We start from the raw sequence: 25,126 nt of genomic DNA on the forward strand, positions 1-25,126 counted from the left end.
CTCGACCGGTCGCCCCCAGCATCCGATGACCCGACGGGGAGGTGGCGAGCGCGGGTTCTTGACGCACGTTGAGGGGACACCTCTCGAATTATTTTCAAGCAAGGTGCTGTTCAGCAGTTGACAACTCTAGCTATTCATGGGACGCGAGATCCAATGAACAACGTCGAAACCGAGATCAAAAGCCACGTTGATGCATTCGTCTCTCAGCTGAGCGGACTTGTCCGCAAAGCGGCTCTCGAGGCCGTCGCCAACGCCCTGCGAGGCGAGGGCCAGCCGGTCGCTGCGGCCGCCGCGCCGCGCAAGGTGGGTCGAGCCAAGGCCGCTCCCCAGCAGCCTGCGGAGGTCAAGAAGGCGGTCGGTCGCCCCGCTCGCGCTGCGAAGCCCACCCGCAAGAAGGGCGAGAAGCGCTCGAAGGAAGAGCTCGCCGCCATGACGCAGAAGGTCCTGGAGCACATCCGGAGCAACAGCGGCCAGGGCGTCGAGCAGATCGCCAAGGATCTGGGCACCACCACGAAGGAGCTGACCCTCCCGATTCGGAAGCTGCTCGTCGAGAAGAAGATCACGTCGAAAGGAGAGAAGCGGGCTACCAAGTACTTTTCCCGCTGAAGCCGGCATCGACGCTCTCCAGAAGGGTCCGGCCAAACCGACCGAGGTCGACGTCCCGCCTTCCCGCAAGCCCAGCAGGGGAAATCGCGGCGAGCCGGGAGCTATCCCGGCAGGCGCGGAGACGTCGCACCTCGGAGCGGAGCAAGCTCCGCAGCCGTACACGCCGCTGGATGCCCCTCAGGAAGTCCCGCCAAGCCATGTCGTCTCCTCGTAGGACGACGGAGAAATCCGGGCGTAAGGCGCGTCAACTGCCGCCCGACCGCTGCTGAGCGGATCCGCCTGGTGACACGACACAGGCGGCGGCGCTCCGCGATCGCGTCTGTGCACACATGTCCGCTCTGGTGCCCAGGACGCTGGGTTACCGAGCCGCCATGCCCGTGCTCTTGTCGACCTCGGATCGGGAGAGACCACCACGTCATGACCCCCTGAGCCCCCAACATATCGTGGGGCATCATCGAAGGACCACCACATCTAGTTTCGTGCATCAGCGATCGCGTCGGGTCTCCTGTCACGTGGCGATGACGCGGCCTCGAAGCGGACGCTGGGGCGTGAAGCGGGGCGGAGCTCCAAGGGAAACGAAAGGGAGCGTCACCGGCGCGACGCGGCGCAGGAGTCCGGTCATCCAGGGCCGGACTCCCGCCCGGCGGTGCTCGCTCCGTGGGGCCGTGAGCGTGGCCGGGACTGCCGACATGGCAGAGCACGATCGGCGCCGCGCAAGCGTCGTTGCTGTGAACGCCTGACCCGCTCCGCCCATCCGGCGCCCTTCTCGACGATCACGCGGCGCCCTCGGAGCCGCACTGGACCTGGCCGGCCCGAAGCTCAACGCACCTTCACGGACACCTGGACAGGACGCCCCAGGCGGATAGTGCGGGCTTGCAATGTGGGCGAGCCGGACGCCTGGCAAGGAGGAGCCACCGGAGGCCTATCGGCCTCTAGCGATCAGGAAGGGACATGGACAGCGCGCTCCGCCGCCAAGCCCGTGGGACAAGCATGGTCTGTGCCATCAGGGCGGTCGTTCCACCCGATAGCGCGGCTCATGGTCCGAAAGGAGCCGCGAGACCAACGCGACAACCGACTGGACAGGTTCTAACCATCCGCGGTGATCGAAAAACTGGGCGATGCACAAGAGGCCGCACGCCGGATCGGACACCCCGGCAACGACCGCTGACGCTCGGGGCGCGGTGACGGCGGTGGGAGGATGAGAGCTCCGGGGAACGGCGACTCGGGCTCAGCGCTGGGCTCGGCTCCCGACGATGAGGACATTCGAGAAGGGCGTTTTCCCCCAGGCGGGCACCGTCTCGCAGGAGAAGCCGAGCTGCTCGAGGAGCGCCGCGATCTCTCGGGCGGGACGGAAGCGCACACGCTCGCCCCGGTTGAATCGAAGCGCGGTGAAGACACGCTCCTCAAGGAGCGTGATCGAGCTCCTCAAGCCGCGGTCCGTGTCCGCCTCGCGGACGAGCAGGCGCCCGCCCGGACGAACCGCGGCCGCCGCGCGCCGCAGGATCGCGTCCTGCTCTTCCACGCGGAAGTAGTGGAGCAGGTCGATGAGCAGCACGGTGTCTGCAGTTCCGAGCTCGGCCTCGCGCGCATCTGCGCACCAGAACTCGGCGTCCAGCGGAGGGCGGGCGTGGGCCGCGCGCTGCGGGCCGGGCGGGCCGGACGACCCGGACGAGCGCGGGAGAGATGCGCCGGAGCCCTCGCCGGCCGCGCGCCGGGCGTCCTCTATCTTGGCTCGGTCCCAGTCGAACCCACGCGCGCGCTCGGCCCTCCCCAGCTCGAGCAGGAGAATCGGGAGCTGGCCAGCCCCGGTCCCGATATCGAGGACCTCCCCGAGCGCGCCGGGGCGGTCGCCTGCGATGTCGGCAATCAACCGGGCGATGGGGTCGCCGAGCAGCTTGAAGCGGACATAGTGAAAGCGGGTACGCTGCGCCGGCGTGGCGCCCTCAGGCGGGCTGTACCTCCCGGCGACGCGCTCGACCGCGTGGACCCACGGCGGCGCATCCCCGGGGAGCCGATACGGCTCCATCCTGCTGCTCTGCTGCGAGGGAGCGCGGCGCCGCTTCAGCGTGACGAGGACGAAGATCAGGCCGCCGCCGAGCGCCGCGAGCGCGAGCCCGACCACCGGGGCGCCGAGGAACATGTACTCGGGGAAGTCCGAAAGCGCTTGCGCCCAGCTCATCTTTTCGTAAAGGCGCAGCCAGCGACCCGTACGGAGGTACGCTCCGACCTGGACCTCCGCCGTGAGCAGCGCTGGCGCGAACAAGGGGTTGGAGATATTCGCAGCGACCCAAGCAATCGCTGCATCCAGACGGAACCACAGGCAGAGGAGGAGCACGAGCGGCGTGTGGCAGCCGAAGATCGGCTGCGACCCGATGAACAGGCCGATCGCGACCGCCACAGCGGTCCGGCCGGCGGACAGCTCGCTGCCACGGAGCTCACGCCACGCGCGGCGCGCCTCCTCTCGGAGGAGAGAGTAATTCGCCAACGTTCAGGGTTTGCTTTCCCGTGCAGCACGATCCGTCTCACCTGCTGCATCGGCCGTCGTCTTGGAGAGGATGTCGCTCACGGTCGTGGGTGTCGCCTCGTCGAGCGCGTCCCACGTACCGCCCGCCGCGGGGGCCGGCGCCGGCTCGCCTGACACAGCGCCCGCAGCGCGCCTGCTCCGCTGCGCCTCCAGCGTGCGAAGGTACATCTTCGCCGTCCTGTTGTCGGGATCGATCGCGAGCGCCTCGCGCCACTCGGCGCTCGCCTGATCGGGCGCGCCAAGGGAGAGCAGCGCGACCCCGAGCAGCACGCGCGCTGGTGCGTACTTCGGGTTCGCGTCGCGCGCGGCGGCGTAATGCTCGCGAGCGAGCGCCAGATTCCCGGCGTCGCGGTACATCGTCCCGAGGCGCAGCTGAAGATCCACGAACGTCGGACACAGCGCCACAGCCCGCGTGAGCTCGGCGATCGCTTCCTGCGCGCAACCGGCGTCGGCATAGGCCTGCGCGAGATCGGCGTGCATGTTGGCGATCTTGCCGCGCGCGAACGGGTCGAGGATGCCGCCTCCCCCCTCGCCGCGGCGGATGCGAGAGTAGACCTGCCGCGCGGCCTCGTATTTGCCGAGGTCGTTGTAGGTGACGGCGAGGTTCAGCAGCGCTTCCGTGTAGTGCGCGTTGAGCTGCACCGCGCGCTCGAAGTGGGCCTCGGCCGCGAGGAAATCACCGCGTTCGTGGAGAATGACGCCGAGCATGTTGTAGACGTCCGCGAAGCGGTCGGTTTTCTCGATGATCTGCCGCAGGGCGTGCTCCGCGAGATCGTACTCGCGCCGCTCGTAGTGCTCCCTGCCGAGAACCAGAAGTTGCTTCAGCCGGTCGTCCATCAGGCCCGTCAGCTTACGCGACCGGCGTACGATGGGATCCGCCTTCCGCGCAACCCTTGCGTCGGCCGGGGAGTCGCGCGGTTGCAACCCCGTCGATGCCTTGGTACGCACGTCGGCGTGCCGAGTGCAGTACCCCAGAACCCGCTCGAGGCCTCCGGAGCGCCGGACGCCGAGGACCGCGCCAGGGGGCGGAGCGGAGAGGCCGGCAGCGCGGCGGAGCCTGGCGCCGCTGTCCCGCAAGACGCGCCGCGCGTGGAGCCCGGAGCTGCTGTCCCGCAGGACGCGCCGCGCGCGGAGATCGTGCGCATCAGCGCGGCCGAGGACGTCGCGGACGTCGCGGATGACGCGCTCGACGCCCCCAGCAGACCGGCCACGCCGCCGCTGACGGCGCCGCTTCAGGGCAATCGCCGGGGCGAGGGCGCTCCGGCCGCTCCCTGGTCGCGCAGCAGCGAGCTTCGCGCGCGCGCCGCGTCGACGTGGCCGCCGCAGCTCCCTCCTCCTTCTTCTCGCGGGCGCGCATCGGCGCCCTGGTCGCGCGGCAGCGATCCGCGCGTGCAGCCCCTGCGGACGCCATCGCTCATGGACGGCGGTCCCCACGCGGGCCCCGGTTCGACGGACGGCCCGCGGCTTCCACCCGGCCTCAGCCGGCCCCCTCCAGGACCGCACCTGTCGCCGCGCATGACCGCGGTCTTCGGCGGCATCTTCGGCCTCGCGACGCTCACCTCGCTCATCGCGCTGCTGATCCAGGGCGTCCCGGTGCGCGACGAGCGCGCGCTGGTCGCGGCGAGCCCGGCGACCTCGGCAGCAGGTACGGACGGGACCGCCAGGCCGTCCTCCGTGCCCGAGGTGAAGACCAAGCAGCGCACCCCGCTGCCCGGCCCATGGCGGATCTCCGAGCTTGGGAAGGATCCTTCCGTGCTCCTGGTGAGCGACGTGATGGACCGCCGGTCGTTCATCGCGGCGCTCGACGACAAGGGCGTACCGAAGGCGCAGATCTACCGGATCATGAAGGCCTTCGACGGGCTGCGGAAGTTCGACAAGTGCGGCCGCAAGGACCGGTTCACGGTCGCGATGGATCGCTCCACGCGCCGCGTCCGCGCCTTCGAGTACGAGGTCTCGGCGAGTGAGATCTACCAGGCGAGGGACGACGCGGCCGGGCTGCTCACGGGCGCCACGCTCGACATGAAGATCGCCGAGGAGGAGGTCGTCGCCTCCTTCTACGTGGGGAAGGATCTCGCCAACGCGATCCGGGCGGGGGGCCTGGAGCCCGGCGTGCTCGACGTGATCGACGACGCGCTGAACGGGCGCCTCTCGACGGAGAGCTTCGAGGAAGGGAGCACGGTCCGGCTGATCGCCGTCGAAGAGACGGCGCTCGGGATGTTCTCCCGGTACAAGAAGGTCATCGCGCTCGAGTACCGGCCCGCGGATCCCGCGGAGAAGCCGGTGCGCATCTACGATTTCAAGGGGCAAGAGGCCCGCGGCACGTTCGATGAGCGCGGCCGGCAGCCGCACGCCGGCGGCTGGCGCGCGCCGGTCCCGGGCGCGCCCGTGACGTCGAGGTTCAACCCGCAGCGGATGCACCCGGTGCTGAAGAAGAGGATGCCCCACAACGGGACGGACTTCGGCGCGCCGATGGGAACGCCGGTGTACTCGGCGTACCGCGGCGTGGTCGACTGGGTCGGTCCGGCGGGTCCGAGTGGCAACCTGGTCACGGTGACGCACGCGAACGGGGTCACCACCGGCTATGCGCACCTGTCGAGGTATGCCCCCGGGATCAAGGCGGGCATGAAGGTGGGTACCCACCAGCTCGTCGGCTACGTCGGGTCGACGGGCCGCTCGACGGGCCCTCACCTTCACTTCAGCGCGAAGAGGGACGGCAAGTACTTCGATGCCGAGACGCTCCAGCTCGATGGAGAGCGCGTGATGCCCGGCGTCGATCGCGCGGCGTTCGCCGCGGCGAAGGAAGCGCTCGACAAGCGGCTCGACGCCATCCCGCTGCCCGAGCCGCCGCCCGAACCGGCGAAGCCGGAGGCGGCAGAGCCTCCCTCGCCGCCGCTCGCGGCCACCGGCAGCGAGGCCTCGGCCGCCGCGGCCGCCGCGGCACCGGACGTCGGACCGAGCGGACCGAACGAGCAAGAAGCGCAGCCGCCGGAAGGCGCCGGGGACGACGAGGGCGAGCTCATCGAAGGCGCCGATCTCAAGAGCCCGCCGGAAGCGATGTGACGCCGAGCGGGCCGAGGGGTCCGCTCGATGAGAAGAGACGCCGAGGGACAAGCTGTCCCGTCCTCGGCGCCTTCGCGGCATCGGGCAGACAAAACGCACAGAGGACGCGGAGGGGGAAACCCTCGCGTCCTCGATGTCCTTGCCATGCCGTCCATCCCGATGGGCGGCGGCCCAGGCCTGCTACCGCTTCGAGTACTGGAAGCGCTTGCGGGCGCCGGGCTGGCCGTACTTCTTGCGCTCCTTCTTGCGCGCGTCGCGCGTGAGGAAGCCCGCGCGCTTGAGCGACGGCCTGCGCTCCGGATCGAGCTCGCAGAGGGCGCGCGCGATGCCGTGCCGCATCGCCTCGGCCTGCGCGCTGTGGCCGCCACCGACCACGGTCGCGTTCACGTCGAACTGCTCGAGCAGCTCGAGCAGCTCCAGCGATTGACGCATCACCATGCGCGAGGTCTCGCGGACGAAGTAATCGTCAGCGGGCCTCTGGTTCACCTTGATGTTGCCGGTGCCCGGCGAGAGGAAGACGCGCGCAACGGCGGTCTTACGCTTACCAGTGGCGTACGTTCTCGTTTCCGTCATGGCTTTGCTCAGCTGTAGCTAAGGGGCTGCGGCTTCTGCGCCGCGTGGGGGTGATCGGGACCGGCGTAGACCTTGAGCTTGGTGAGGAGCTCGCGCCCGAGCACGTTCTTCGGGAGCATGCCCTTCACGGCCTTCTGGATCGGGAGCTCCGGCTTGCGCTCGAGCAGGTGACCGTACGACTCGGAACGGAAGCCGCCCGGCTCGCCGCTGTGCCGCACGTAGTTCTTCTGCTGGAGCTTGCGGCCCGTCAGAAGGACCTTCTTGGCGTTCACGACGATCACGAAGTCGCCGGTGTCGACGTGCGGCGTGAACGTGGGCTTGTTCTTGCCGCGGAGCACCGTGGCGATGCGGCTGGCAAGGCGGCCGAGGGGCTTGCCTTCCGCGTCGATCACCCACCACGTACGCTCGTTGCGGGCCTCCGCAGGCTTGGCGGAAAAGGACTTGGGCTGAGGATTCATTGGGCGAAAAACTCCGGAAGTGCGCCTGCCAAAAAGGGGCGCCACTTCTACAAGGCGGCCCTTCGCCTGTCAAGCATCTCAGGCTTCTGCGGGTGCATCGTCATCGTCCGGCGAGGGTTGGTCAAGCGGGGTTTGTCGACAAGCCGTCGGCGTTCCGTCCGTTCCGTCCGTTCCGCCTTGCACCGCTGGCTTGTCTCGGGCTCCCAGATTTCTCTTATTTCCCCGATCATCCAGCTCGCCAAGGCGTTGAACCAGGCAGCCCCTTGGCCGCATCGACGGCGAACGAGCCCAAAGCTCCCCCTCGAACGCCGCGCCAGGCAACACTGCGATGAGCAGACGCGGCGGTCGAGCGACCGGCCCATCCGTCTCATCGCTCATCGTTCACGTCACATCGGTCGCCGACGTCCTGCTGGCTCGCTTGAAGGAGCTCATCACGGCAAGGAGTCGCTCGACGGTTCAGCTCAGCGGAGAGGGCGGGATTCGAACCCGCGGTACGTTGCCGTACACACGATTTCCAGTCGTGCACCTTCGACCACTCGGTCACCTCTCCCGATACAACTTCAACGCGCCCCGCTTCTGCCGGACCGGCGCCGCTCGAGAGAGAGCGGGCGGTCAGAGCCCACCTGCTTCAACGGGGGCAAGCAGCCAAGCGTAGCGGAGAGAGCGGGATTCGAACCCGCGGTACCCTTGCGGGTACACCTGATTTCGAATCAGGCACCTTCGGCCTCTCGGTCACCTCTCCGCCGGCGAACATGGCAAAGCGGGGCCGGCTGGTCAAGCATCTCCTGACCACCGACCGGTCTGGAGGTGCGCTTTCGGCGCCGAGGCCCCCCGCGAGCAGCCCGGAGCGCGCTCCCGGGCAGCGCTCGTCGTCCAGCATGCGGCTCTCTGGCGCTCGCCGCACCGGCGGGCGCGGCCCTACCCCGCCCCGCGCGGCGCCTGCCCTCCGCGAGCGGCTGGCCGCGTCGGAGCGGCCCCGTCGGACGCAGGCTCGCGATCGCCGTCGGAGAAGGCCTCGGCCCCGAGCGCGGCGCGCGCCGCAGGCGTGCCTGCGCGCGGGAGCCGGATGACGAAGCGCGCGCCTCCGAGCGGGGACTCGAGCACGTCGATGGTGCCGCCGTGATCGACCACGATCTTCTTCACGATGCTCAGGCCGAGCCCCGTGCCGTCGTACCGCGTCGTGACGTACGGATCGAACACCGAGTCCCGCACGGCGGGATCGATGCCCGGGCCGTCGTCGTCGATCGCGATGAGGTGGCTCTGCCCCTCGCTCCGCGCCGAGACGCGAACGCTGCCCCACACAGCGGCGCCCGGGCGCTCTCGGGCACCTCCGCCGGGCGCCGCTCGCTGCGCGTCGCGCAGCGCCTGCGCCGCGTTGCGCACGATGTTGCCGAGCGCGCGCCGGAGCATCTCGCGATCGAGGGCGGCCGGCATCGGGACATCCGGCACATCGAACTCGAGATCGACGCGCCCGAGCAGCGCCTCGTCCGAGGCGTGCTCGCGCCCCGCCTCCTCGACCGCGGCGAAGCGCTCGCCCTGCTCGCGCAGGAACTCCGCGAGATCCGAGGGCTCGAGCTCTGCCCGCGGGAGCCGCGCGAAATTGGAGAACTCGCCGACGAGGCGGCGCAAGGTGCCGACCTCCTCCTCGACGACCTCCAGCGTCGTCTGGAGCAAGCGCTGGTACGCCGGGTCGCTGCCCGCATAGCGCCGGTGACACTCCTCGACGGCGAGCTGGATCGGGGTCAGCGGGTTCTTGATCTCGTGCGCGAGGTGCCGCGCCATCTTCTGCCACTCGCCCATGCGCTTGAGGAACTCGATCCGCGCGCGGCTGCCCTCGAGCTCCTCGAGCATGCGGTCGAAGGCGCGGCCGAGATCGGCGACCTCGTCGTCGCCCTGCAGCCCCACGCGCACCGAGAGGTCGCCCTCCGCGACGGGCCGGGTCGCCGCGGCGAGCCGCGCGATGCGGTCGACCACGGGGCGCGCCACGAGCACGCCGGCGAGGATCGCGAGGACGATCGTCGCGCCGAGCAGGGCGGCGAAGGCGTCGCCGTAGCTCTCGTCGAGGTACTCCTTCCGGTGCTCCCGCTCGAGGGCGTGGTACGCCTGCGCGAACGCCTGCGCCGCGTCGAGCTCGTCGAAGCGCGCGCTCGGCGCGGCGAACGTCGCGACGAGGGTCCGCGCGTCGCCGTCGCAGCCGCCGTCGTCGGGCGCGGGATCGCCGGGCTCGGCGGCGTGGCCGGGCGCGCGCGCGATCGCCTTCCGAACGGTGAGCGTCTTCTCGTGCGCCGGATCCACCGGGCGGCCGCGCTCGCGCGCTCCGACGAGATCGCCGCCGCAGCGCTCGACCCGGAGGGAGACCAGCGCGGGGTGGGCCGCGATGATGCGCGCAAGCTCGGCGTCGAGGCGCTGCGCGTCGCCGGTGAAGGCGGTCTCGCGCAGCGGGTCCGCCGCGACGATCGCGTCGGCCTCGGAGCGCATGCCCTGCTTGATGGCGGCGGCCAGCTCGGCGTACACGCCGAGCGCCCTGTCCAGGTGGACGCCGAACTCAGGCTGGAACGCCGTCGCCGACACCCGCGCGATCACCGTCCTGGCGACCACGATGCTGGCGACGAGCGGGATCAGGGCGGTCACGAGGATGGCCGCGACGACCCGCCGCTCCGTCCTGCCGGGGATGCGCATGCGCGCAGCATAGCCGCGGCCCAGCGCGGGCGCGCAGGCGCGGCGCGGGGGCGCCCGCGCTGAAGAAGGAGGGGCGCGCACCGCAGAGGAGCGCTGCGCGCGGCAGAGGAGGCCGCTCGCCGCGGCGGGGATGCCGCGCCGCGAGAGCGACGTTGCTCGTTACTCGACAGTGACCGTCTTCGCGAGGTTGCGCGGCTGATCGACGTCGTTGCCCTTCAGGTTGGCGACGTAATAGGCGATGAGCTGGAGCGGGAGCACGGTAAGGAGCGGCCCGACCTCGTCCGGCACCTTGGGGATCCAGACGTGGTGCTGAGCGATCTCGAGGATCGACTCGTCGCCCTTCGTGGCGATCGCGACGACCTGCCCCTCGCGCGCCCGGACCTCCTGCAGGTTGGAGAACGTCTTGTCGTAGTGCGCGTCGCGCGGGCAGACGACGATGACGGGGAGCGCCTCGTCGATGAGGGCGATCGGCCCGTGCTTCATCTCGCCGGCCGCGTAGCCCTCGGCGTGCGCGTACGAGATCTCCTTCAGCTTGAGCGCGCCCTCGAGCGCGATGGGGAAGCCGAGGCCGCGCCCGAGGAACAGGACGTCCTTCGCGTGGACGAGGCGCTTCGCGATCGCGTGCACGTAGTCGGCGTCGCCGAGCACCTCGCGCATGTGGCTCGGGATCTCCCAGAGGGCCTGGAGGATCTCGCGCCCGCGCTCCGCCGGCAGCGAGTCGCGGCGGCGGCCGAGGTAGACGGCGAGCAGGAGCAGCGCGGCGAGCTGCGTGGTGAAGGCCTTGGTCGAGGCGACGCCGATCTCGGGGCCCGCGTGCGTGTAGAGCGCGCCGTCGGAGAGGCGCGGGATCGCGCTGTCGAGCACGTTGCAGAGCGCCAGCACCTTGGCGCCCTGCGCCTTCGCCGCCTTGAGCGCCGCGATCGTGTCGGCGGTCTCGCCCGACTGGCTGATGGCGATCACGAGATCGTCGGGGAAGAAGATCGGCTCGCGGTAGCGGACCTCGCTCGCGAGCTCGACGACCGTGGGGACCCTGGCGAGCTGCTCGATCCAGTAACGCCCGGCGATGCCGGCGTGGTGGCTCGTGCCGCACGCGACGATGTAGACCCGGCGCAGCTCCTTCGCGAACTCGGGCGTGACCCCCATCTCGGTCGCGTGCACGTCGCCGGCGGCGAGATCGATCCTGCCGCGCAGCGTGGCCTCGACGACGTCGGGCTGCTCGTGGATCTCCTTCAGCATGAAGTGCTTGTAGCCGCCGCGCTCCGCCTGGACGGGGCTCCAGTCGATGCGCTTCACGCGCCGCTCGACCTTCTCGCCACCGGCCACGGTCTCGATGCGGACGCCGCTCGCGCGCAGCTCGACGATGTCGCCGTCCTCGAGGAAGATCATGTCGCGGGTGTGCGCGAGCAGCGCGGGGATGTCGCTGCCGCACAGCATCTCGTTCTCGCCGGCGCCGACGACGAGCGGCGAGCCGTACCGGGCGGCGACGATGACGTCGGGCTCATCGCGCGAGAGGACCGCGATCGCGTAGGCGCCGTGGACCTGCCGGAGCGCGCCGCGCACGGCCTCGAAGAGCGACTTCGCGCCCTTCTGGAGCTCGCGGTGGACGAGGTGAGCGACGATCTCGGTGTCCGTGTCGGAGAGGAACTTGACCCCCTGGCTCTCCAGCTGCTGCCGGACGGCCACGTGGTTCTCGATGATGCCGTTGTGCACGACGGCCACCGGGCCCGCGGAGTGCGGGTGGGCGTTCACCTCGCTCGGGCGGCCGTGCGTCGCCCACCGCGTGTGGCCGATGCCGGTCGTGCCGTCGAGGGTCCGCTTCTCGAGCGCCTCGCTGAGCTTGATCAGCTTGCCGAGCGTCCGGACGATCTCGATGCCCTTGCCGTCATGAATGGCGATGCCGGCCGAGTCGTAGCCTCGATACTCGAGCTTCCGTAGCCCTTCGACGATGATCGGCGCCGCCTTTTTTGACCCAACGTATCCGACGATCCCGCACATGCTCGCCTCGTTCAGGTAGTGCCCGCGCGCGCCTACGCGTGCGGCGGAAAATGGAACGTTACTCCTGGCACCGGGAGCTGACAGAGAAAATTGAGCCCCCTGACGGTGAACGCCGCGTCGGTCCCGTTGGCCGCGTTGATCGCGCGAAGGTCACAGCCAGGACGAATGCTATCAACGCCGTGATCGAGGCGACCCCAAAAGTGAGGGTGCCGCCCCCGCGCTTGTAGAGCTCACCCCACACGAGCATCCCGACGACGGATCCGGCGCCAGCGCTCGCCGAAAAGAGCCCTTGCGCCGTGGCGAGGATCTCAGGCGGGGAGCGATCCCGCGTGTAAGCGAGCGAGGCGACCCACATCATGCCGAACGAGACCGCGTGGAGCGGCTGGATGGCCAGCAGGGCGGGCCAGAAGCGCACATACGAGAGCAACGCCCAGCGGAGCGAGGCGCCCGCGAAGGCGAACGCGAGCACCGTGGGCGGAGCGAACCGCTTGAGCAGGGGACCGGAGAACGCCATGAGCGCGATCTCGCCGGCGACGCCGACGGCCCACGCGACCCCCACCAGCGACTCGGGGAAACCGATGTCGCGCAGGTGCAGCGTGTAACAGAGATCGTACGAAGAGGTGGCGCTCTGGGCCAGGAACGATGCCGCGAGGAACAGGCGGAAATCGTGGCTCTGGAGGAGGGCACGGGCGCGCTGCCGCACGGAGCCTCCGGCGGCCGGAGAGCGCGCAGCGCCGGCGGCGTCGGCCGCTCCGTCGCGCAGGCCGGACCGACGGAAGGGCGCCTCGCCGCGCGCCGGAAGGGCCCACGAGATGGCGAACGCGATCAGCAGGCAGGCAGCGATCGTGGCGGGAAACGCGGCCGGCCGCGCGGGATCGACGAGGGCTCCGCTGGCGATCGCCATCAGCGCGAAGCTGATCGAGCCCCAGAGCCTGAGCCTGCCGTACGCGATGCCGGAGCTCGCCGACGCCTCCACCGCGACGACGTCGGCCATCATGAACATCGGCGATCGAAAGAAAGCGAACGCGAGCGCCGCGACGAAGAGGCCGGCGAAGCCGAGCGACACGCCGAGCGCCGACGACAGCGCGAGCAGCGCGAACACGACGAAGGCGCCGGCGCAGGCCGCCCGGATCAGCCACACCCGCACGCCGAGCGAGTCGGCGATCAAGCCGAACACCGGCGGCGCGATGAGGCCCATCGCCGGGAGCGTCGCCGCGATCGCCCCCATCGCGAGACCCTGGATCCCCCGCGCCTCCAGCCAGCTCGGGAACAGCGGCAGGTACACGCCGAGGACGGCGAAGATACCGAAGTAGTAAAGCGATATCGCCCGCGGCGACGGCCTGTGCTCTGAAGGGTTGGAAGGAGGCATCGGCTGTGAGCGGCCCGCCCCGAGCGCGAGGGGCGTTCAGCGTGCCGGTCTCTGACGCCCGCCAGGCAAAGGAGCAAGCTCCGCGCCCCGGAAGCGCGGAGCTCGGGTCATTGCCGCTTCTCGATCGCCGTGGGGCGCCCTACCGTACGCGCGGGATGGGCACCTCGGACCTCCGCAACGCTCCGCCCGGAACCTGGTTGCCCGCGCGCCGCCTGGCGCTGTGGATCTTCCAGCCCCTCGAGCGGTTCCTCCACGTCCAGGCGGCGAGCGGCATCGTCCTGCTCATCGCCACCGCGGTGGCCCTCGCGTGGGCGAACTCTCCCCGGGCAGCTTCGTACGAGCGCCTCTGGCACACGCCGGTGAGGCTCGGCGTCGGCTCCTACGTCGTTGAGCGCGATCTCCATTTCTGGATCAACGACGGGCTGATGACGATCTTCTTCTTCGTCGTCGGGCTCGAGATCCGGCGCGAGATCCATCAGGGCGAGCTCTCCGTCCTGAAGCGGGCGGTGCTGCCCGTCGCGGCCGCGCTCGGGGGCATGCTCTTCCCGGCGCTCATCTACCTCGCGCTGAACCCGAGCCCGCCGGAGCGCAGCGGATGGGGCGTGCCGATGGCGACGGACATCGCGTTCGCGGTCGGCGCGCTGGCGCTGCTCGGCAACCGCGTCCCGGCGGCGCTGCGCGTGCTGCTCCTCGCGCTCGCGATCATCGATGACATCGGCGCGATCCTCGTCATCGCCATCTTCTATTCGTCGAGCATCTCGGTCGCGGGGTTCGGGCTCGTGGCCCTGGGCATCGCGGGCGTGCTCGCGCTTCAGCGCTTCGGCGCCCGCTCGCCTGCGGTCTACGCCGCGCCCGGCGTCGTCATCTGGGCCGGACTGCTGAGCGCCGGCGTGCACCCCACGATCGCGGGTGTCCTGCTCGGCCTGCTCACGCCGGTGCATCCCTGGTTCGGCGAGGAGGGCTTCCTCGCCGAGGCCCGGAGGGCGCTGCAGGACTTCCAGGAGCGCGCGACCGGCGGGCATGACGCGCGCGAGCTCACCGGGCCGCTCGCGCAGCTCGCGCAGGCGCGGCGCGAGGCGCTGCCGCCCGTCGTGAGCCTGGAGGCCACGCTGCATCCGTGGGTCGCCTACGGGATCATGCCGCTCTTCGCGCTCGCCAACGCGGGCGTGAGCCTCGGCGACGTGCACCTCGGCGCGGCGGGCTCGACGCGGCTGCTGCTCGGGGTCGTCCTCGGCCTGACGATGGGCAAGCCGCTCGGGATCATGGTCGCGTGCTTCCTGTCGGTGAAGCTCGGCCTCGCCGCCCTCCCGCGCGGCGTCCTCTGGCGAGGCGTGCTCGTCGTGGGATGCGTCGCGGGCATCGGCTTCACGATGGCGATCTTCGTCGCGGGGCTCGCGTTCGGAACGGGGCAAAGGCTCGGGGTCGCGAAGCTCGCCGTCCTGCTCGGGTCGCTGTTCTCGGCCCTTGTCGGGATGGCCGTCGGCAAGCTCGTGCTCCGCCCCGCGGAAGCAGGCCAGATCGCCGCGACGGCCGATGAGGCGGAGGCATCGACGGAGTACTGATCGACCGGGGCCTCGGAGCGCGTGACGGCGGTCGCCGCACAAGTCAGCGCACGAACGAGAACGGCGGCGCCTCTGGGGAGAGGCACCGCCGCTAAAACGTCGGCCTAGCCCGGCTCAGTACCGATCGCCGCCGCGACCGCCACGACCGCCGCGGCCGCCACCACCGCCGCCGCCGTAACCGCCGCCGCCACCGCCACGACCGCCGCGGCCACCGCCGCCGCCGCCGCCGCCGTAACCGCCGCCGCCGCCGCCGCCGTAACCGCCGCCGCCGCCGCCGCCGCGCTGGACCCGCTCCTCCGCCTCGTTCACGCGAAGCGGACGGCCGTCCATCATGGCGCCGTTCATGTTCTCGATCGCCTGCTGGGCCTGCTCAGGCGTGCCCATCGTGACGAACCCGAAGCCACGCGACTGCCCACTCTCGCGGTCGGTCACGATGTGTACATCCGTCACCTCGCCGCTCTGAGCGAACGCGGCCTGCACGGAGGCCTTGGTGGCGGAGAAGGGGAGATTACCAACGTAGAGGCGAGTACCCATGACACTGATTCACTTCACGGCTCTGCGAGATGCGTCAGCTTCGGTGCCGAACAGTGCCCTGCCGCCCCGATGGAGCCGTGGGGGATCGAGGGGGGGCGGCGCTGGGGAGGAGCCCCCGGTGCGCCACACGTTGCGTCGTCCAGTCCGCGATCAATCCGCGATCCCCGAGAAGAGAAGCGTCGTGTCGAGTGCCAGTGACGTTCGTGACCAGCCGATAGTAACCAAATGTCCCCACCGCGCAAGCACTCGAAGCGGTCCCCATCGCCGTGACGCTCGCCCGGACGTCCCGAACAGCCGCCGCGCGGTCGCGCTCGCTTCCGCGCGGGGGTAGGCACACATCAGCGCCTTGCTGGGCGGCGGAAGGTGGCGCCGAGATCCCAGCCCTCGCCGCTGGCGGCGCGCGCGAGCGCGACGTCCGGCAGCACGCCGCCCGCGATCCGGACCTCGGCGACCACGCCGAGGCGGAGCGTCGCGGTGAGCGAGCGGGGGGCGGCGCCGGGCACGAGGCGGGGCGGGTGACGGGCGAGGTCGAGGGCGCGGCTGCGATCGTCGGCGGTCGCGAGGGCGAGCAGCGCGCCGAGGGGCCCGGGGCCGAGCGGGCGCACCAGCTCGATCGCGAGCGTCGCCTTCCCGCGGGCGCGGCGGCGCCCGAGCTCCGCCCGCGCCACCGGCTCCGCGGTGACCTCGTGCCCAGGCCGCGAGAGGATCGGCGCGACCGCCTCGGCGACCTCGACGAGGTGGGCGGCTGACTCGTCCACGAGCAGCGACGCCGGGGGCCCTCCCCACGCGGGATCGCCGTGCGCCCTCGGGAGGCCGACGAGGCCGAGGTGCGCGAGGCGCTCGGGCGGCAGCGCGTCGACCAGCCGCTGCGCGACGCCAGGCTGACCGAAGAGCCCGGCGTCGGGGCCCGTCGTGAGCACGATCCACCCGGCGACGCCCAGATCGAAGCGGACGGCGCCGCGGCGGTTCGTGTGGAGGCCGGCGCCGAGCCAGCCGAGGTCGTCGCGCTCGGTCTCGAACGCGCGCAGCGACGTCGTCAGGTCCTCGGAGCGGATCACCTCGATCGCGTCGAGGAAGGCAGCGCCGCGCGCGGCGACGTCGTTGCGCGTCAGCGTGATCTGCCCCGGGCCGACGTCGGCCCGGAACGCGCCGGTGCCATCCGGCGCCGCAGCGTCGAAGCTACGCGGCAGGAGCGCGACCATCGGCGACGCGAGCGCGCGGGCGACGCGGGCGGGATCCGCGCGCGGGAACACCGCGGCGAGCGGATCCCTCGGGTGCCGCTCGGGCCTCGGGATGTCGGCGAGCGCCGCGGCGGCGCCGCGAGCGCGGGCGCGCTCGACGGAGCTCACGATGTCGCGGCCGTCGAGCTTGAGCAGGCGCGCGGTGCGCAACCCCTCGCGGAGGCGCACGACCGCGCCATCCGCCTCGCGCGACGGCAGCGCGGACGAGAGCGTCGGGTACGGGTTCCCGGACGCGTCGAGCCCGTAGAGGCTGTCGGCGATCGCGGGCGCGAACAGCGCCGCGGCGGGATCGCTCAGCTCGTGCGGATCGAGCGAGCTCGTCGGCCACGGGAGGTGCATCGAGAGGCGGCCGCCGAGCGGGGTGCGCCCCATCGCACGCGCGCCCTCCGGGAGGGCGGCCGCGCCGAGCAGCGCGCCGGCGCCGCCGAGGAAGGCGCGGCGCGGGAGGCTCACCGCACCACCCAGATCTCGTCTGCTGTCGCGACGGCGAACGGGGCGCGCCCGGCCCCGTCGGGCGGACAGACCGCGAGGGCGCGCACCCCCGCCGGCGCCGGCAAGCGCAGGATCTCCTCTGGCGCCGCGCGGGCCGGGCCGCCTTCCCGGCGCCGCCACGACCAGACCACGACGGCATCCTCGAGCGGATCGAGGACGTCGAGGCTGGCGAGCAGCTCGGGCTCTCCATCCTGATCGAGATCGCCGACCGCGAGCTGCGCCCCGGCGCTGCCCACGACCTTGCGGCGGCCCGCGCTGTCCCGGAGCTCGACCGCGCCGCGCTCGCGCGTCGCCCAGACCGCGAAGGGCTCGCCCTGCGCGGAAAGGAGCTGCGCCGACGCGAGCGCGTCGTACCGGCCGGAGAGCGACGCGGTCGCCGGCGGGGGATCGGCCGGGGCGCACGGCCCGAGCGGGCCCGTGAGGAGCGTCCCCCACGCCGTCGTGCAGGCCGAGCCGCCCGCGTCCGGGATCGCCAGCCCCGGCAGCTCGGCGAGCGCCTTCAGCTCGCCGTCGAAGCGGACGCTGCGCGCGCGGTCGGTGAGCCCGACGTCGGCGAACGGCGGCAGGCGCTCGCCGTCCCTCGCGCGCTCGACGAGCGTGGCGAACGCGAGCGGCTCGCGGAGCGGCGCCGGGTGCACCGCGACTACGTCCGGCCACGGGCGCGACGCGAGCGGCACGACCCGGCCGCCGCGGAGGCGGAGCGTCGTCACGCGCCGGCGGCTCACGCTCAGGAGCTCGAGCGCCCCGTCGGCGTCGAGATCGCCGCACGCGAGCGCGACCACGTCGCCCTCGAAGTTCTTGGCGCGGTCGACCCTGGCGGCGACGAGCGGGATCGGCGCGAGGAAGCTGCGGATCTCCGCGTCGAGGGGCGCCTCGGCGTAGGCGTGGGCGATGGGCCCCGGCTCCGGGTCGCGGATGCGCGCCCAGACGGTGCGCGGCACCGGGTACACGTCCGCGGTGACGCGCAGCTTCCCCGCCGCGATCTCGACGACGAGGTGGACGAGCGCCGCGTCGTCGCGCGCCGCCTCGCGCGCGAGCGGCAGCGGGATCGGGTCCTTCTGCGCGCGCACGCCGGCGCCGAGCTTGCCGGCGACCTGGGCGGCGAGCGTGGCCACGAGCTGGGCGCCGCGCGGCGCGGGCGCGTCGGAGACCAGCGGCGCGGCGGCCACGAGCGCGCGGCCGTCCACGGCGTCGAGCGAGCGCACGAGCGCGTCGACGGCGCGAGCCACGGCCGAGCGCGGCGGCCTCGGCGCCGGCGATGCAGGAGGCTGCGCCGCAGCGGGCGGAGGAGACGGCTGCGCCTCGGCGGGACGCGCGAGCGCGAGGAGAGCGACGAGGAGGAGGCCCCGGGGCGACAACGGCGACATGTTATGCGCGTCCGTGGGCCCGGGGCCAGAGCCGCAGCCCCGCAGGCACCACGAGGAGCGCGACGACGAGGCCGACCGCGCTGCCCAGCGCTCCGACCCGGCCCAGGTCGCGGAGGCCGTCGAAGCCGCAGAACGCGAGCGCGGAGAAGCCCGCGGCCGTGGTCAGCGCCGTGGCGGCGATCGCCGGCCCCTCGCGGCGCAGCGTCTCGCGGATCACGGCGTCGCCGCCGCCCGCCGCCTCGATGTCGCGGGCGCGGTGGAGCAGGAACATGCCCTCGTCCACCGTGATCCCGAGCAGCACCGGGATGACGAGCGCGTCGTACGCGTGCAGGGGGATGCCGAGCACCCGGATCAGCAGGAGGACGAGGGAGATCTCCGAGGCGACGACGAGCGCGGCCAGCAGGATGTCGCGCGCGCTGCGGAGGGAAGCGGAGAGCGCCAGCAGCACGAGCGCGCCCGCGACGAGCGCGATCCTCGGCATGTCGTGCGCGAGCGTCTCGCGCAGCGACGCCTCGAGCCGGCTGTAGCCGGTGAGCATGGCGCCCGGATCCTCCTCGCGGATCGCGCGCTCGATCTGCGCGACCGAGCCGGCCTCGCGGGGCCGCACGTACAGCGCGACGAGCGCCTCGCCCCCGTCCGCCCCGAGGTAGCGCGAGAGCAGGATGGACGCGGGGCCGCGCTCGAGATCGGAGAGCGCCACCTCCTGCCGGGGCGGCGCGCGCATCCCGTCGAGCACCGCCGAGAAGCGCTCGGGCGCGAAGCCCGTGTCGCGGAGCGCGCGCGCGAGCTCGTCGGCCTTGGCGGGCAGGTCGAGCGCGTCGCGCGCGGCGAAGCGCTCGGCCTGCGTCGGGGCGGAGGGGGCGAGCGCGGTGAGCGCGTCGACGGCCTCCACGTCGGCCTTCATCGAGGCGAGGCGCTCCGCGATCCGGTCGCCGCGCGCGCGGGCGCGCTCCTGGTCGCCGTCCGCGAGGAGCACCACCCATTGCCCTCGCCGCCCGCCGAACGCGTCGAAGATCTCCTGCTGTACCTTGAGGGGCTCGAGCTCGGCCGGCCTGATCGCGACGATGGCCTCCGCGAGCGGCGGGGAGGCGCCAAGCGACACCGCCGCGATGGGGAGCGCCGCGAGCCCCGTGAGCGCGAGCGCGCGGCCCCGGGTGCGGGTCAGCCGGTAGATGCCGTCGGGCCAGCGCGCCGGCGCCTCGGTCGGCGGGGTCCCCCGCTCGAGCCACGCGCCCACGGCCGGCGTCACGAGGACGATGGCGATCGCCGTCAGGACCTCGCCCGCGGCGCACAGGAGCCCGAGCTGCCGGAGCGCGTTGATGTCCGACAGCGCGAGCGCCCCGAACGCCGCCGCCGCGGTGACGGCAGCGATGAGCACCGCGCGGGAGGTCCGCGCCCTCGCCGCGCGCGCGGCCGCCTCCGGATCGAGGCCCTCGCGCCGCGCCTCGAGCAGCGCGGCGTAGACGTGGACGCCGGTGTCGACGCCGACGCCGACGACCACCGACATGAAGGCGACGGCGATCGCGCTGAGCCCGCCCGGGAGCGCCGTGGCGAGCCCCGCGGTCCAGAGGGTCCCGAGCACGAGCGGCGGCATCACCGCGGCGAGGGCGCGCAGGCGGCGGAAGAGCAGCGCGAAGACGACGGAGGCGAGCAGCATCGAGAGCGACCCCGAGATCGCGAGATCGCGCGTGAGCATCGCCTCGGTCGCCGCGGCGATGGCGTGCCCGCCGGTGAGCCCGAGCGTGAGCCCGGGGTGCGCCGCGCGGATCGGGCCGAGGACGGCGTTCGCGTCCGCGACGAACGCCCGCGCGTCGGCGCCGCGGAGCGCCTGCCCCGCTGGCTGCACCAGGACGAGGTGCACCTTGCCGTCGTCCGTGGCGAAGGCGCCGTCCGCCTGCGTGCGCACCCCGGATCCGATGTCCGCGGACTCGAAGACGAGCTGCGAGAGGCGCAGCGGGTCGGCCGCGATCGTCTCCGCCGCGGCGCCGCCGCCCGGCGCGAGCAGCATGGCGCGCGTCTCGGCGAGGCGCTCCCGCATCCCCTCGGGCGAGAGCGCGGCGGCGAGGCGCTCTCGCACGCGCGCGTCCGCGTGCCGGAACGCGACCCACGGATCGAGCGAGCGCGAGACGTCGATCCGATCGGCGGCGCGCTGCACGGTCGCGCGCGCCGCGAGGGCCCGCGCGATCTCCGCGGCCACGGCCGCGTTCTCGTCGGGGTCGTCGCCCTTGACCATCACGACGCCGAGGTCGCCGCCCCCGAACCCGCGCACGTACCGGCGCAGCGCCGCGGCGTCTCCGCGCTCCGGCAGGAGCGAGGCGACGTTCGGCTCGAGCTGTAGCCGCAGCGTCACGGCGGCGAAGGCGGCGAGCGTCAGCGCCGCGAGGGCGACGACGACGACGAGGCGGAGCGGCCGGCGGGGGGCGTCCGCGCGAGCCGACGGAGGCGGAGGAGGTGCTGCCATGGAAACGCCGGGCCGTGCCCGGCGCCGCTCCTCTACCCTCACGCCCGCCTCGCCGCGAGGACATCCACCCTCACGCTCGCCTCGCCGCGAGGCCCCCCCACACGGACGATGCTCCCGAGCTCACAACGCTTGCGCTCACGAGGGCGCCGATTCATCCCGGCAGCATGGAGCTCCCCCCGATCGTCCTCGCAGGCAGAGCCGTCCTGCGGAAGCCCGCCGCGCCCGTCCCGCCCGAGGAGATCGGGACGAAGCGGCTCAAGCACCTCGTCTCGACGATGGTCTCCGTCATGCGCAAGGCGCCCGGCGTGGGGCTCGCGGCGCCGCAGATCGGCGTCGACCAGCAGGTGATCGTGCTCGAAGACAGCGAGGAGCTCATGTCCCGCCTCACGGCGGGCCAGCGCGCCGAGCGCGGCCGCGTGCCCTTCCCGCTCAGGGTGATCATCAACCCGACGCTGAGGGTCCTCGCCCCGTCGCTCCCGGACGCGGCAGGCGCGGGGCGAACGACGTTCTTCGAGGGCTGCCTGAGCGTCCCGGGTTACATGGCGCTGGTCGAGCGAGATCTGTCGGTCGAGGTGAGCGGCGTGGACGAGGAGGGCAAGGTGGTCCGGTGGGAAGCGACGGGCTGGCCCGCGCGGATCCTCCAGCACGAGGTCGATCACCTCCGCGGCACGCTGTACGTCGATCGCATGGTCACGCGCTCCTTCTGCAGCAACGAGGAGGCGAAGCTCTTGCTCAGCCTGTCCGTCGCCGAGGCGCGGGCTGCGCTCGGCGCGTGACCGCGGCCCGTCGCGCCGGGAGGCGAGCGCGCTCGACCGGCGGACGCGCGCTCACGGCGAGGGCAACGGGCTGGCGCCGCGCCCGGCGCTGGCGACGAGGGCATTCACGATCCGCTCCATCCTGATCCCGCGGGAGCCCTTCACGAGCACCAGATCACCGCGCTCGACGATCTCCTGCGCTCGGGCCGCCGCGGCGTCCGCGTCTACGGCGAACCACGCCCGCACGCCGGCAGCCTCGGCGGCGCGCGCGATCCGCGCCGCCTCGCCGCCGACGGCGATGAGCGCGGCGGGGCGCGCGGCGCCGACCTGCTCGCCGAGCGCGTCGTGCTCCGCCGCCGCGAGCGCGCCGAGCTCGCGCATCTCGCCGAGCAGCAGGACCAGCCGCTTCCCGAGCGCCTCGGCGACCTCGACGGCCGTCCTGAGGGACGATCGCATCGACAGCGGGTTGGCGTTGTAGCTGTCGTCGATGACCACGGTGCTGTCCGGCAGCTCGCGGACGGACAGGCGCCCGTCCCCCGGCGGCGCGAGCCCTGCGGCGGCGCGAGCCGCTCGCTCGGTCGAGAGCGGCTCGCCGACCGCCTCTTCCACGACCGCGACGGCCGCCGCCGCCGCCAGCGCCCCCGCCTCGCCGAGCAGCGGGACGACGAGCTCCAGCGCCTCGCCTCCGCGCTCGATCCGCACCGAGGTGCCGCGCACCCCGACCGGCCGCCTCCCCGCGATCCGGATCTGCGCGCGCTCCCCGAAGCCGTAGGTGATCCGCCGCGCGGCGCCGGCGCGCTCGATCTGCTCGACCACCTTCGCGTCGTCGCCGTTACCGAGGGCTACCCCCTCGGCCGGCAAGGCGGCGAGCAGATCACCTTCCTCGGCGGCGACGTCTTCCAGCGTGCCGAGCCCCTCGGTGTGCTCGACGCCGATGGACGTCAGCACGGCGAGATCCGGCCCCGCGATCCGCGCGAGGGCCGCGACCTCGCCGCGCTGGTTCGTGCCGATCTCGACGACCGCGAAGCGATGGCGGTCCTCGAGCCCGAGCAGCGTCATCGGCAGGCCGATGGCGTTGTTCAGGTTGCCCGCCGTCGCGTGCACCTCGCCGCGGCCCACCCCCGCGAGCAGCGCCGCGATGGTCCGCGTCGTCGTCGTCTTGCCGGCCGAGCCGCCGATCGCGACGATCGCCCGCGGCCCGTCGGGGTGGGCGCCCGTCCGCCATCGCTCGCGGTGCGCTCTGGCCAGCGCCCCGAGCGCCGCGAGGCCGTCGTTCACGAGCACCGCGCCTCCTCCGGGCGGCAGGGCAATCTCCCGCGAGACGATGAACGCGGCCGCCCCGCGCTGCGCGGCGGCGTCGAGGAACCTGTGGCCATCGAAGCTCTCGCCGACGAGCGCGACGAACGCCGCTCCTGGCGCGATCGTCCGGCTGTCGGTCGAGACGCCCCGCGCGTCCGGCCCGCTCCTCAGCACGCGCCCGCCGGTCGCGCGCGCCAGCTCGTCGAGGGAGAAGGGGGCAAGGTTGTGCGGGATCGGCGTCGCCATCGCGGGCGATCACCAGCACGGAACGGGGCGCGGGGCCAACGAATCGCCTGCGGCGAGCCCCGTCTGTGCGGCGTCGCGCCGCATCAGCGCCGGGTCTTTTCCTTCTCGACCTCGTCGTAGATGTCGTCGCTCTTCGGCCGTGGGCGCGCGGCTGGGCGGGGTGCGGCGGGCGCGCTGGGGGCCGCCGTCACGCTCACGGTGGGCTCTGGCGACGCCTCGGCGGCCGTGGGCGGCGGCTCCTTGTAGTCGATCGCGATCGGTCCTCCGCCGCCCATGCTCTGCCACAGCGTGATCCCGATGAGCGCCAGCAAGGCCACCGCCAGGATCACGCTGAGCACGATGATGAGCGTCCTGCCGCCCTCCCGCCGCCGCGGCGCGACGACAGCGGGTGGCTTCTGCGGTTCCGGGCGCTCCTGGACGAAGGTCGACGGGAGCGCCGGCATCTCGAGGCGCGCCGACGTGGTGGCCCACGGGCTCTCGGCCGGGGGCATGGCCGCTCCGTCCCACCCGCCGGCCGCCTGGGGCGCGCCGTGCGCCGACGCGCCGGGAGCTGCGCTCATCGCCGGCGCGGGCGCCGCGGCCGGTGGCGGCCCGGCCTGTGCCGACATCCCCGCATGCAGCGAGGGCATCGGCGTGCGCGCGGCCTCTGATACGGCGGGCGCGGCGGCACCGAAGCCAGGGCTCGCGAACCCGGGCGGCGCCGCCGGCGCGGGCGGCTGGCCGGCGTGAGGCGATGGCATCGGCGCGCGCGCGGCCTCTGGCGCGGCGGGCGCAGCAGCCCCGAAGCCAGGGCTCGTGAACCCGGGCGGCGCCGCCGGAGCAGGCGGCTGGCCGGCGTGCAGCGAGGGCATCGGCGCGCGCGCGGCCTCTGGCGCAGCGGGCGCGGCCGCACCGAAGCCGGGGCTCGCGAACCCGGGCGGCGCTGCCGGCGCAGGCGGCTGCGCCGCGCTCGCGCCCATCCGGTCCGTGATCGGCGCCGGCTGGAAGGCCGGCTGGCTCGGAGGCACCGGATCCGACTGCGGCGGCGCCGAGATGAACGGGAGCGCGCTCGGAGAAAAGACGCCGCTGGCCGAGAGCACGTCCTGCTGCGAGACGAGCCCGGGCGGAAGGGTCCCTCCGCGCGCCGAGACGCTCGCCGTGGGCGGCTGGGTGTACCCGGCGGGAGCTGGCCCTGAGAACGCCGGCGCCGGTATGGCGCCCGAGAACGCGGGCGCCGATGCCGCCGGCCCCGAAAACGCGGGCGCCGACGGCATCGGCCCCGAGAACGCGGGCGGGCTCTGCTGCTGGAGGTGAGGGCTCAGCGCGTACTGCGCGGAGAGCGGTCGCAGGGCGCCCGGCGCCATCAGCGGCGGCACGGGCAGCGGCCGGAAAGGGATCCCCGAGCCGTGCGCCGACGGGAGCGGCCGGCCTGGTTGCGCCGCCCTCTCACTCTCGGGGGCTCCCCATGGAACGTGTTTGTCGGTCATCCGCGCGCCTCGGAGGGACCGCCCACGCGACCCCTCCGCCTCACACTGAAGCGGAACAGCGCTCTCAATCTACCCCCAAGTCTCGGCGTGCGGCCATCCTTCTGACGCGTCGCCCGGCCCCGCGAGGCGCTGCCGCTCGTCGGCGCTGGCGCCACGCAGCGCCGCGCCGTGACGACACCGCCCGTCGCGGACGCAGGATAGCGACGCCAGGGGTGCGCTCCTCGGGTCGGCGCGATGAAGAGCGAGCTCGTCCCGCCACCGAGGCGCTCACGAGGCGCGCGCTTTCGCCAGCGCCACCGGCGAGCAGGGGGGGCGCGCACGACGCTCTGGCGCGCGGGTGGTTCGAGAGCGCGAGGCGGCGCGCGAGGTCAGCCCTCTCGGGCGCGGGCGTCTCCGACGGCAGAGCTCGGACCGAGGCGCTGTCCACGCTTGTCGGGAA

Annotated in this window: 17 protein-coding genes and 2 tRNA genes; 4 read left to right on the forward strand and 15 right to left on the reverse strand. The window is 72.9% G+C overall.

Annotated features, from left to right (window positions below; translation table 11 throughout):
• Positions 1-153: 153 nt before the first annotated feature.
• A complete protein-coding gene (locus tag WMF12_RS38580) occupies positions 154-606 on the forward strand; it encodes a DNA-binding protein (protein WP_272102708.1) in 453 nt (150 codons plus the stop codon).
• A 1,228-nt stretch (positions 607-1,834) separates the two neighbouring features.
• Here the strand turns inward: WMF12_RS38580 and WMF12_RS38585 are convergent.
• Together WMF12_RS38585 and WMF12_RS38590 are read right to left on the reverse strand one after the other, a co-directional pair.
• On the reverse strand, positions 1,835-3,091 hold the full coding sequence (locus WMF12_RS38585; RefSeq protein ID WP_437853247.1) for a DUF2062 domain-containing protein: 1,257 nt from the start codon (positions 3,089-3,091) through the stop codon (positions 1,835-1,837).
• 3 nt (positions 3,092-3,094) lie between these two features.
• A complete protein-coding gene (locus WMF12_RS38590; protein WP_437853249.1) occupies positions 3,095-3,967 on the reverse strand; it encodes a tetratricopeptide repeat protein in 873 nt (290 codons plus the stop codon).
• 117 nt (positions 3,968-4,084) lie between these two features.
• On the opposite strand from WMF12_RS38590, the gene WMF12_RS38595 reads away from it, so the two are divergent.
• Positions 4,085-6,190, forward strand: a complete 2,106-nt coding sequence (locus WMF12_RS38595; protein ID WP_437853251.1) for a peptidoglycan DD-metalloendopeptidase family protein — start codon at positions 4,085-4,087, stop codon at positions 6,188-6,190.
• Between the two features lie 180 nt (positions 6,191-6,370).
• On the opposite strand, the gene rpsI is transcribed toward WMF12_RS38595, so the two are convergent.
• The 7 genes from rpsI to WMF12_RS38630 form a co-directional block, all read right to left on the reverse strand.
• Complete coding sequence (gene rpsI, locus WMF12_RS38600; RefSeq protein ID WP_437711475.1) at positions 6,371-6,763, reverse strand: 30S ribosomal protein S9; 393 nt, start codon at positions 6,761-6,763, stop codon at positions 6,371-6,373.
• An 8-nt stretch (positions 6,764-6,771) separates the two neighbouring features.
• A complete protein-coding gene (gene rplM / locus WMF12_RS38605) occupies positions 6,772-7,221 on the reverse strand; it encodes a 50S ribosomal protein L13 (RefSeq protein ID WP_012240013.1) in 450 nt (149 codons plus the stop codon).
• Between the two features lie 465 nt (positions 7,222-7,686).
• Positions 7,687-7,771, reverse strand: a tRNA-Ser gene (locus WMF12_RS38610).
• A gap of 105 nt (positions 7,772-7,876) precedes the next feature.
• Positions 7,877-7,963 (reverse strand) — tRNA-Ser (locus WMF12_RS38615).
• A 176-nt stretch (positions 7,964-8,139) separates the two neighbouring features.
• On the reverse strand, positions 8,140-9,900 hold the full coding sequence (locus tag WMF12_RS38620) for an ATP-binding protein (RefSeq protein ID WP_437853252.1): 1,761 nt from the start codon (positions 9,898-9,900) through the stop codon (positions 8,140-8,142).
• Positions 9,901-10,059: 159 nt separating this feature from the next.
• Positions 10,060-11,895, reverse strand: a complete 1,836-nt coding sequence (gene glmS / locus WMF12_RS38625; RefSeq protein WP_437295205.1) for a glutamine--fructose-6-phosphate transaminase (isomerizing) — start codon at positions 11,893-11,895, stop codon at positions 10,060-10,062.
• A gap of 58 nt (positions 11,896-11,953) precedes the next feature.
• On the reverse strand, positions 11,954-13,264 hold the full coding sequence (locus WMF12_RS38630; protein ID WP_437853254.1) for an MFS transporter: 1,311 nt from the start codon (positions 13,262-13,264) through the stop codon (positions 11,954-11,956).
• Positions 13,265-13,419: 155 nt separating this feature from the next.
• Between WMF12_RS38630 and nhaA the strand changes: the two genes are divergently transcribed.
• Positions 13,420-14,826 (forward strand): Na+/H+ antiporter NhaA, encoded by a 1,407-nt coding sequence (gene nhaA, locus WMF12_RS38635; RefSeq protein WP_437853256.1) that lies wholly within the window; start codon positions 13,420-13,422, stop codon positions 14,824-14,826.
• Between the two features lie 114 nt (positions 14,827-14,940).
• On the opposite strand, the gene WMF12_RS38640 is transcribed toward nhaA, so the two are convergent.
• The 4 genes from WMF12_RS38640 to WMF12_RS38655 form a co-directional block, all read right to left on the reverse strand.
• Complete coding sequence (locus tag WMF12_RS38640) at positions 14,941-15,360, reverse strand: RNA recognition motif domain-containing protein (RefSeq protein WP_012240018.1); 420 nt, start codon at positions 15,358-15,360, stop codon at positions 14,941-14,943.
• Positions 15,361-15,698: 338 nt separating this feature from the next.
• Positions 15,699-17,054, reverse strand: coding sequence for a hypothetical protein (locus tag WMF12_RS38645; protein ID WP_437741724.1), 1,356 nt, complete (start codon positions 17,052-17,054; stop codon positions 15,699-15,701).
• Entirely contained in the window at positions 17,051-18,460 is a 1,410-nt protein-coding gene (locus WMF12_RS38650) for a hypothetical protein (RefSeq protein WP_437853258.1), read from the reverse strand. Before WMF12_RS38650 ends, WMF12_RS38645 begins: the two co-directional genes overlap by 4 nt.
• Position 18,461: 1 nt before the next feature.
• Positions 18,462-20,921 carry an MMPL family transporter gene (locus tag WMF12_RS38655; protein WP_437853260.1) on the reverse strand — a complete coding sequence of 820 codons (2,460 nt, stop codon included), beginning with the start codon at positions 20,919-20,921 and terminating at the stop codon, positions 18,462-18,464.
• A 164-nt stretch (positions 20,922-21,085) separates the two neighbouring features.
• Here WMF12_RS38655 and WMF12_RS38660 point away from each other — a divergent pair, with 164 nt between their 5' ends.
• On the forward strand, positions 21,086-21,697 hold the full coding sequence (locus WMF12_RS38660; protein ID WP_437853262.1) for a peptide deformylase: 612 nt from the start codon (positions 21,086-21,088) through the stop codon (positions 21,695-21,697).
• A gap of 51 nt (positions 21,698-21,748) precedes the next feature.
• On the opposite strand, the gene WMF12_RS38665 is transcribed toward WMF12_RS38660, so the two are convergent.
• Both WMF12_RS38665 and WMF12_RS38670 read right to left on the reverse strand, forming a co-directional pair.
• Positions 21,749-23,221: a UDP-N-acetylmuramoyl-tripeptide--D-alanyl-D-alanine ligase gene (locus WMF12_RS38665; RefSeq protein ID WP_437853264.1), complete on the reverse strand. Its 1,473-nt coding sequence runs from the start codon at positions 23,219-23,221 to the stop codon at positions 21,749-21,751.
• Positions 23,222-23,304: 83 nt separating this feature from the next.
• Positions 23,305-24,687, reverse strand: coding sequence for a hypothetical protein (locus tag WMF12_RS38670; protein WP_437853266.1), 1,383 nt, complete (start codon positions 24,685-24,687; stop codon positions 23,305-23,307).
• Positions 24,688-25,126 lie beyond the last annotated feature (439 nt).

This window comes from Sorangium sp. So ce363 (assembly GCF_051520435.1).
GTDB lineage: Bacteria > Myxococcota_A > Polyangia > Polyangiales > Polyangiaceae > Sorangium > Sorangium cellulosum_B.

What these genes read in the sequence shown, in the direction of transcription:
- WMF12_RS38580 (WP_272102708.1), top strand. Translation starts at nt 154, where the DNA reads ATGAACAACGTCGAAACCGAGATCAAAAGCCACGTTGATGCATTCGTC.
- WMF12_RS38590 (WP_437853249.1), bottom strand. Translation starts at nt 3,967, where the DNA reads ATGGACGACCGGCTGAAGCAACTTCTGGTTCTCGGCAGGGAGCACTAC.
- rpsI (WP_437711475.1), bottom strand. Translation starts at nt 6,763, where the DNA reads ATGACGGAAACGAGAACGTACGCCACTGGTAAGCGTAAGACCGCCGTT.
- rplM (WP_012240013.1), bottom strand. Translation starts at nt 7,221, where the DNA reads ATGAATCCTCAGCCCAAGTCCTTTTCCGCCAAGCCTGCGGAGGCCCGC.
- WMF12_RS38620 (WP_437853252.1), bottom strand. Translation starts at nt 9,900, where the DNA reads ATGCGCATCCCCGGCAGGACGGAGCGGCGGGTCGTCGCGGCCATCCTC.
- glmS (WP_437295205.1), bottom strand. Translation starts at nt 11,895, where the DNA reads ATGTGCGGGATCGTCGGATACGTTGGGTCAAAAAAGGCGGCGCCGATC.
- WMF12_RS38630 (WP_437853254.1), bottom strand. Translation starts at nt 13,264, where the DNA reads ATGCCTCCTTCCAACCCTTCAGAGCACAGGCCGTCGCCGCGGGCGATA.
- nhaA (WP_437853256.1), top strand. Translation starts at nt 13,420, where the DNA reads ATGGGCACCTCGGACCTCCGCAACGCTCCGCCCGGAACCTGGTTGCCC.
- WMF12_RS38640 (WP_012240018.1), bottom strand. Translation starts at nt 15,360, where the DNA reads ATGGGTACTCGCCTCTACGTTGGTAATCTCCCCTTCTCCGCCACCAAG.
- WMF12_RS38650 (WP_437853258.1), bottom strand. Translation starts at nt 18,460, where the DNA reads ATGTCGCCGTTGTCGCCCCGGGGCCTCCTCCTCGTCGCTCTCCTCGCG.
- WMF12_RS38655 (WP_437853260.1), bottom strand. Translation starts at nt 20,921, where the DNA reads ATGGCAGCACCTCCTCCGCCTCCGTCGGCTCGCGCGGACGCCCCCCGC.
- WMF12_RS38660 (WP_437853262.1), top strand. Translation starts at nt 21,086, where the DNA reads ATGGAGCTCCCCCCGATCGTCCTCGCAGGCAGAGCCGTCCTGCGGAAG.
- WMF12_RS38665 (WP_437853264.1), bottom strand. Translation starts at nt 23,221, where the DNA reads ATGGCGACGCCGATCCCGCACAACCTTGCCCCCTTCTCCCTCGACGAG.
- WMF12_RS38670 (WP_437853266.1), bottom strand. Translation starts at nt 24,687, where the DNA reads ATGACCGACAAACACGTTCCATGGGGAGCCCCCGAGAGTGAGAGGGCG.